This window comes from Chryseobacterium soli (assembly GCF_000737705.1).
Lineage (GTDB): Bacteria > Bacteroidota > Bacteroidia > Flavobacteriales > Weeksellaceae > Chryseobacterium > Chryseobacterium soli.
On sequence record NZ_JPRH01000002.1, the window covers coordinates 428,554 to 436,997 of the forward strand.

4 protein-coding genes are annotated in these 8,444 nt (G+C 37.4%); 1 reads left to right on the plus strand and 3 read right to left on the minus strand.

Annotation, left to right across the window (positions count from 1 at the left end):
* The first annotated feature begins 194 nt into the window (after positions 1 to 194).
* Entirely contained in the window at positions 195 to 809 is a 615-nt protein-coding gene (locus tag IW15_RS07280) for a 4'-phosphopantetheinyl transferase family protein (protein WP_034710264.1), read from the plus strand.
* Here the strand turns inward: IW15_RS07280 and IW15_RS07285 are convergent.
* The 3 genes from IW15_RS07285 to porU form a co-directional block, all read right to left on the minus strand.
* Positions 790 to 3,051 carry an FUSC family protein gene (locus IW15_RS07285; protein ID WP_034710265.1) on the minus strand — a complete coding sequence of 754 codons (2,262 nt, stop codon included), beginning with the start codon at positions 3,049 to 3,051 and terminating at the stop codon, positions 790 to 792. The two genes, IW15_RS07280 and IW15_RS07285, sit on opposite strands and share 20 nt — an antisense overlap.
* Before the next feature lie 217 nt (positions 3,052 to 3,268).
* Positions 3,269 to 4,432, minus strand: a complete 1,164-nt coding sequence (gene porV, locus IW15_RS07290; RefSeq protein WP_034710266.1) for a type IX secretion system outer membrane channel protein PorV — start codon at positions 4,430 to 4,432, stop codon at positions 3,269 to 3,271.
* 59 nt (positions 4,433 to 4,491) lie between these two features.
* Positions 4,492 to 8,382 (minus strand): type IX secretion system sortase PorU, encoded by a 3,891-nt coding sequence (gene porU, locus IW15_RS07295; protein WP_034710267.1) that lies wholly within the window; start codon positions 8,380 to 8,382, stop codon positions 4,492 to 4,494.
* Positions 8,383 to 8,444 lie beyond the last annotated feature (62 nt).

The following is an 8,444-nucleotide window of genomic DNA, read 5'->3' on the forward strand; positions in this document are numbered from 1 at the left end:
AAGCGGGAAGATAAAAGTTTAAAGATATGCAGCTTTAATTTTTCTGCTTCTAACTTGTAATTTATTAATACTTTCAACTTCTACAAGTCTTTTGGTAAACTGCCATCAATTCCGATCTTTCCGCTTCCAACTTCTATTATTCTAATACTTCCAATTTCCACATCTTTTCACTACTTTTATCGAATAAAAAAACGATGCCTCTTTATCGCGATTTTTCAGATGACAATGCCACGATCCTCGTATGGAAGTACGATGAAACCGAAGATTTAGATATTCATACCCTTTTAGAGCCTGAAAATGCTGAAAAAGTAAAAGATTATCATCCCAAAAAACTATTGGAAGTACTGATGGTACGTAAGCTTTTAAAGAGCCTGAAACCCGATTCGAAAATTTTATACAAAGAAAGAGAGCCGTTCCTTTCTCCTAAGGATGCAGAAATCTCCATTACCCATTCTTTTCCCTTTGCGGCTATTGCCGTTTCAAAAAATAAAATAGGGATTGATGTTGAAAAATTTAATCCCAAAATATTAAGGGTGATTGATAAATTCACCTATGAAAATGAGAGAGGTTTTATTCCTGAGGATAAAGCAGATACTTTTTATACCATCATCTGGAGTGTAAAGGAAAGTATGTACAAGATCCACCATTCAAAATACTGGTCACTGAAGAAAAATTATGAAGTAAAGCCTTTTGAGTTAAAGCATCTTCATAAAATAAGCTGCAGAGTATATGACGAGCAGTTTTCCGACGAATTGAAGGCCAGGGTAGAATTTTTCGATGACTATTGCTTTACGATTGTGGAGGAGTAGCGGTCTCGGTTTTGTATTTTTCGATTACTTTTCTCTGCTCTTTAGCTACGTCATAGATGAGTTCCAGAATATCATGAATGTTTTTCAGTTCTGTGAGATGGGAAATTTTATCGGGATCTCTGCGATCTACGATTTCATTTTCTTCAATCTCAGTTCTCCTTTTCATCATCATATCATCAATAGATGAATCTTCCGGTTCAATGCGGCTTTCCATTTTTAAGGTTTCACTCATTTCCTCTCCGTTCAGAAGGGCAGAGGTTTGTTGCATTTCCGCTTCAATTTTTCTGCTCCAGCTTTCGGCATCGATTTCCGGATACTGTTCATTGTTCTTTGAATATTGCGAAAGAGAAGCCGTATAAGCCGTAATCAAATGGGAAGTAGCCACAAACTGATGAACCACCTCCAGTTTTTTCTGCTGATTTTTTGGATCAGAGATCATCCTTTGGAAATTATCGGAAAGGTTAGCGAGAGAAATGATCGCATTTTTACGCTTCACTTTATAATCTTCAAGATCAAAATCCTCAGTAAGGAATTTGGAGATCACACTCTGAAAATAGATGAGGTTGCTTGCCGCAGATTTTTTCATTAAATCCAGATTCTGGGTGTGTTCCCAAACCGGAAGGACAATATAGGAAACCAGGAATGCAATAATTCCTGCAATCACAGTATCCAGAATTCTGTCTTTAAAAATCACATCAATCTTTCCTGGGCTCAGGAAATTAAAACTCATAAAGACATAGATCGTCATAAATAAAACAGCCCAGAAGTATCTGCCTTTCAGGAGACTGAAACAAAGGATCATGCTGAGTAGGAGCGTTACAAATAATACTGCATTGAAGTGTACAAAATGCAGGATTACATAGGCAATGGTAGCTCCGGCGATTGTTCCGTACAAACGAAGCAGGTTCCGCTGCTTGGTAATAGAGTAGGCGGGCTTCAAAATTGCAACGGTGGTAATCAAAATCCAGTACGTATGACCAATGGCAAAGAACTGGAATAATGAAAAAAGATACCCCAATAATAAGGCTATGGTAATTCTTAACGCATGACGGAAATGAGAGGAAGAAAGAGAAATATTATTTCTCAGCACCTTAAAATTAAGTTTTTCCTCATTAGGCATGAATTTTTTCAAATCCAATCCTGTAGATAAACTCTTGGCCAGCTTTACATTTTGTGAAAATACCTTGTAGATCTCATTGATCTCTTTGGTGATTTCATTGATACGCATTAAGATCTGGCGCAGGATCATAAAGTTCTCCAGATTATCAGGAGTCAGCTGCTTACTTCTCAGTTCGAAATAATCAGCATTCAGATTCTTCTGTTCAAGCTCAAGATTAAACATCGGTTTTGCCCGGGTTCCGATCTGAAGCGAGATCCCGATATTGGTAATTTCTTCTGAAAGTAAATTCAGATAATCATGAATTTTTACCAGAATGGTGCTGTCTTCAAAACTCTGCTGTAGTTTCTGATAGTCACTTTCCGAGGTCATCAGCTTCTCATGCAAGTCCATTGAATTCAAAAACATCAACATCAGCAATCTGCTGGTTGTCGTAGATTCATTCACGATGGTTCTTGTTTTGAAAACCGTTTCCCTGGTTTCTTCCTGAAGATTTTTTATACCTACCTGCTTGGCAATAACCTGAATCGTCAGCTTATCGAAGTCTGGATTTTTTTGATAATAATTGGCTTTGATTTTTAAAAATTCAGCTAACTGAAGGTAGTTTTCCCCAATCATCTGGCTGGCCAGCTTATAAGGCTGAATAGTAGTAACAATAAGGAAGATTAGTAAAAACCAAGTACAACCCGAAGCAAAAATCAGTAAACTTTTAAAAATATTGCTTCCGGTGAGATGTCCATCGATGAAAATCGCCAAAACAACAAGTGATAAAGATCCTACGGCAGCCAATCTTTGTCCGTAAACTCCTATCAGTGAAAAGAACATTCCGAAGACAATAATTTCCATCAGGACAAGAATCTTGACGGTCATGACCAAACTGGCAATGAGGGCTACCACCACAAAACAGAAGATGGCAAATGTCAGCGCATTTCTTCTTCGGATAAACGGTCCCGGCTGGTCGGTAAGAGCTACAAAGCTGGTACCGAGAGGAAATAGGAAATATTCTTTTAAAATTCCAAAGTGGGCCAGAACCAAACACGGCAGAACGGTAGCCAGTGTAATCCTGATGGCAGAATACACATACTGGCTGGTAACAAATTTTTTGAGCTCCGCAGAATAGTTCATCTTACAAAAATAACCATTGAGAACAAAAAAGCCCCATAAAAAGGAGACTTTTATAAACTTAAATATTATATTTTTTTAATACACAGCGGCGGTTGATTGGGAAGGTTGTGTTTATGACGAATTGAGTATGATGGATGAAGCAAATGAGTAGGGCTAATTTGTAATGCACAAAAAAAGCCTCATGAAAATGAGGCTTTTGATTTAAAGTATAGATATCTTAATAATCTACATTAGAAGTTTCATCTCCGATGTTCCAGGTTAAACCGAAACGAAGGGTGTTATCTAAAGCAGTATTAATTTTAGACATATTAATAAGGTAAGAAATGTCAAGTCCGAAAGAACGGTATTTCAAACCAATACCTGCAGTTGCAAACTGTCTTGCCCCCTGCTCTTCACTTTCGTGGAAATAACCGGTTCTTACTGCAAAAGCATTGTCATAAGAATATTCCAAAGCACCACTATACATGATACTGTTTGGATTTTTGAATGATTTTGTAATCCCTTGGATTGGTCCTACATTCGGTACTTTATAAATAGGCTGTCTTGTATTAGGATCCATCCCAACAAATTCTGAACCTGGTACTAAGATTTTAGAACCTTCAACCGATAATCCGATTTTGTTCATATCATCTAAATACATATCATATCCGATACCCAATCTTGCCATGGTAGGAAGATAAGATCTGGATTCTTCATTTCCTGTGTAATCCAGTTTAGGACCTAAGTTTTGAATGGCAAGACCGGCGTTTACTTTACCGTCATACCCACCAAAGCTTGAAAATTTTGGAGAAGAATAGTATCCTGATACATCTACTGCAAATGAATTTGCAGGTTTAAGCGTCGTATCTGTGTTGAAACCACCAGCCAAATCCGAACGAATGAATCTACCGGTTACAGCCATAGAGTAAGAATCAGAAAGCTTCAGGGCATAAGCAACGTCAATAGAGAATTCGTTTGGTTTAGATGTACCCATTGAAGTTACCTCCGAACCTACCAACTGAGTCAGGTCTACCTGTCCCATATTGAAATAATAGATACTTGCAGAGATCGTAGATCTTTCATCCTGACCTAAGAACTTATGGAATGCTGCATACATTAGATATGTATCGCTGGTAAGCTTACTCATATAAGGAGTAAAACTTAAACCGACAGAAGAACTTGTTTTGCTAAAAGGGTATTTCGCCGCGTTCCAGAATTGTGAAAATGCATCAGGAGAGCTTACCACCCCTTGATCCCCCATACCTCCAGATCTGGCATCTGGTGCGATTCTAAGGAAAGGAGCTCCGGTCAATACTGGATTTATTTTACTTAAGTCTTGCGAAAAGCCTAAAAAACCAGCACTTAAACCAAATCCTAAAAGCAGCTTAGTAGTTAAATTCATATGTTGTCTTTTATATATTATCAGTTTTTTATTAATATTATTATCTATGTATTATTTAATTATTTCAAAAGTACCATTTTTTCTACAGCTGTAGCACTTCCTTTGCATTTTTCTTGATTTTGACTTTTTGCAAATATCTTAAAAATATACGTACCTTTTGCTACTGTTGCCCCAAAATCATCTCTTCCGTCCCATTCAATTGCTTGACGTGGCGTTCTAAAGCCCTGTAGGAAGGGTTCTGCGACTACCGGCTGAGATAATGTTCGTACTAATTTTCCTGTTATGGTATAAATTTGAACATTTACATTCAAGATATCATCACAATTATGCTCAAACTGGATGTACGTCTTGTTGGTAAATGGATTAGGCCAGTTCAGCGGTCTGTTGATTGTCAGATGCTGATCAGCTTCATCCTTAACTTCAAAGTTTAACGTAGCAGTTGTCGAATTATTGTTTATATCCCAAACTTTAAATGTTAACTGATGTTGCCCAACCGCCAGATTTCTGAAAGGGTAGGTTACATTTCCTTTTTGATAGTCTGCCAAACTTGGGCTTAAACATCCATTTCCTTCTCCGGAAGCATAGAAGTCATTCAAAACAACCGTGTTAATGATCTGCCCGTCCAAATATACTGTAATATCATGGCCTACACCAGATCCTGTGGAATTTATTCCGGTATCATCGGTAACGCAGGCAAGCAGCATTGGGTTTTGGTTGGTAATTCCTCCGTCTGCAAAGTTGGTATTGTTCATATACAGCTTTACTTTTGGAGGTTCATTATCATTGATTCCATTAGGGTTAATATCACCTACCTGTACAGCCTGATTGTTGAATACATCAATGACCTTATTATCAGCATATCCAAGTATTCTTCCCTGTCCTACAGCATAGTTGATGTCTTTAGGAACATAAAATTCTACGGTAAACACTCCGTTTACAGCCGTTCCGGAAGCTTTTACAATCGCACTTCCTTCCTCAGTGTACTGTAGGATAGGCGTTAAACCACCATCATTATTCAATGTGTTTTTATTAAGTCTCTTATCAAAGATGTTGATAGAAACCCTTCCGTTGAAGGTATTGTTCAGTGTTCCGTTTGCATTATTGATATGTCCTTTAATTTTTACAAAATCAAGCCCTCTGATCAATCCTGGAACCGGTGTGTCAATATTATCAATGATCAGTAACCTTTGAGGTCTGCTCAACTTCATTGCCGGATCTCCAAGCAGGTTTACTTTCAGGTGATTGATGTCTGCCCCTTTTTGTTTCTTAGCATTTAAATGAGCATTTCCTAAAGATTCGAAATCATCATTGACTAATTTGAATATATTTTTAGTGTAAATATCCGTGAAATTACGTCCGTAATTAACCCCGATGGCACGGCTTGAAGTAATCATTGTAGCAGGACCTCCCTGTTTAAGTTTAATAAACTGCTCTCCTGCAGAAGAAGTTCCCGGTTCATCCCATAAAGTAAATTCACAGGTTATCGTTGATACAAAAGGGAATCTGCTGTACACGTTAGAGAAATTGTTGGAATTCTGAATTTCTGTACTGGTCAATACTCTTTCCTGAGCCCAACCGTTAATCCCTCCATGTCCGAAATAGAAAATATAAAGACTGTTTCCGATGTCATTGGAAATCGCCTGGTTTACCTGAGGGTATCTTTGTCCTCCTGATGTACTTTGTGCCGGAAAAGCATCCAGATATAATTTCCTTACATTATATTCTTTCAGATCCTGCTGCCCCGGAAGCTCAAAAACGTTAGAAAGTGTGGCGTTCATCACATCATGGAAAGGTCCTCCGTCTTCTTTATCATCATCCACTACGAAATCAAGTTTCATACGCCATTCTCCAAATGGAGTAGACTGTCCGGACATTGAATTGTAATAGGCAAGGGTTTTATCGATCATATTGGCCGCTTCAGTACCATTGGCTGCCGGGATTCTTCCTACCGGAATGTCCGGAAGGTTATTTTCAATAGACGATGCGGTCTGTGGTTTAGTCATTACAATATAATCATCCGTTACAAAAGAGCTTACATAATCTGCAGAATGCTCACTTTGATAACTGGAAACAATATTGGAATTGTTAGCTATTCTATTTTTATAATCGAATGATGCATCTCCTAAAATAAATACATATTTAAGTCTTCCAGAACCACTCAATTTGGTTACAAAATCTCTTATCGCAGTAAGGTCTCTGCTCCCGCTTCCGAACTCATTATATACTTTATTGATATCTACGATCTCTACTGTATAATTATCTTTTGTCTGATGATAGTTCGCTAATCTTTGTGCCTGTCCCATCATTTCAGGAACCGTAAGGATCAGATAATCTATATTTTGCAGTGCAGAAAGATTTTGATTTCCAATCCTTTCTACAAACTGAGGACTATAGGCTGCATCTGCTCTGAAAGCAACAAATTCATTATTGAAACTTGGATCAGCTGCAATATAAGCGAAGTTGAAATTTCCTGCGCCTGCCTTATTCACTCTTCGGTTGGCATTCGTGATATCAGTAACATCCCATACCTGTTCTACATTGGCGGCATTGGAAATACTGAATCCGTAATTGGTATTGGATCCGCTCACCAAAGAAAAATCTCTGAAATTCATTTGTGATCCGTTGAAAGAAAGATTTTCTTTATACTGTACTTCAAGATAATCAATATAGAATGTCCCGTTCGGATTCACCGAAATAGAAGGAGTGTAATTGAAGCTAATCTGATTGCCACTAAGATTGGATACTGTTCCATCATATCTCATCTGATAAAAATCAAATACATAATCTTGAGTGTTGGCTGGTACCACCAACGTAGATGGATTCTGGTTATTGATTTTGAATTGAAGGCTATTTTGCTGCGCTTTGTAACCTACTGCCTGTGTTCTGTATCGTATTACATCAGATGACTGTATAGGAGAATTGGTAGTAAATGTTACTGTTTTATCTGTGGTGAAAGGAGCGTCTTCTACCCAGATTCTTCCTACTTTCAGCAGGTTTTTCTGATCATTATTGATGACCTGGTAACTGTCATATCGCGTGATCAGCGTGTTCGGAAGATTTCCGTCAATATTCTGAACCCTTTTCCCCGCACCTTTGTCAAAATTAATATAATAATAGGAAAAGTCTTCGTATATATTTTTGAGGTTGTTACTTCTGTCGTTTCTGGTATCTATTCTTTTATAGCCGTTTCCGTTCGAATTGTCGTAGAGATTATAGCCATTAGGACCTTGTGCATAGAAAAGTGCATAGTCGCCATCATTCCATACGCCGTCATCTTCACCTACCACCTGGATCGCATTTTCCTGAAGGGCACTGTATCTTGTATCCTGATTATATTCAGGAAGCATGATCCCTCCATTTCCATAAATTCTGAAATTTTTAGGATTTACAGAAGCAGGATTTATCCCGTTATCTTTTAAAAACTGAGCGGTAATTTTAAATATCCCGGATTTGTCAACTTTTATTTTGTAAAAATTCCCGGCCGAAAGAGGATTGGTTGTTGCGCCTACTTTATTTGCATTTCCCATCATATTGGAAGCTGAAGTTTCAGTAACATCAAATGATGAAAGTCTCTGAATTCGTCCTTTCGTATTTTTAAATAAAGCTACACTGATGCTGGCATACCTTTCTCCTTCAAAATAATAATAGGTAATGTCGGCAACATCATAATCGGGGAGTCGGTCTTTAGTTAATTCAAATAAATCTTTATTGGAAACCCCTTCCCATGAAAGATTTGAAACTTTTAACTGCTTTTCCCCTATTTTTTGTTTAGTTATTATAAAAATGTTATTTTGGCTGAACGAAAAACCTTCATTTTTAAAATTGGGAAGATTCAATTTTGTGTCGCCAAAGTCTTGAATTTTGGAGCCGTCCCATTCAATGGTTGTTTTTTGGCCCCAAAGTATTGATACAAAAGCGATTAGAAGTAAAAGCGTAATTTTTTGTTTCATATTTAGTATTGAAATTGCTAAATTACAAAATAAATGAAAATTTTATAATTAAATTGCGATAC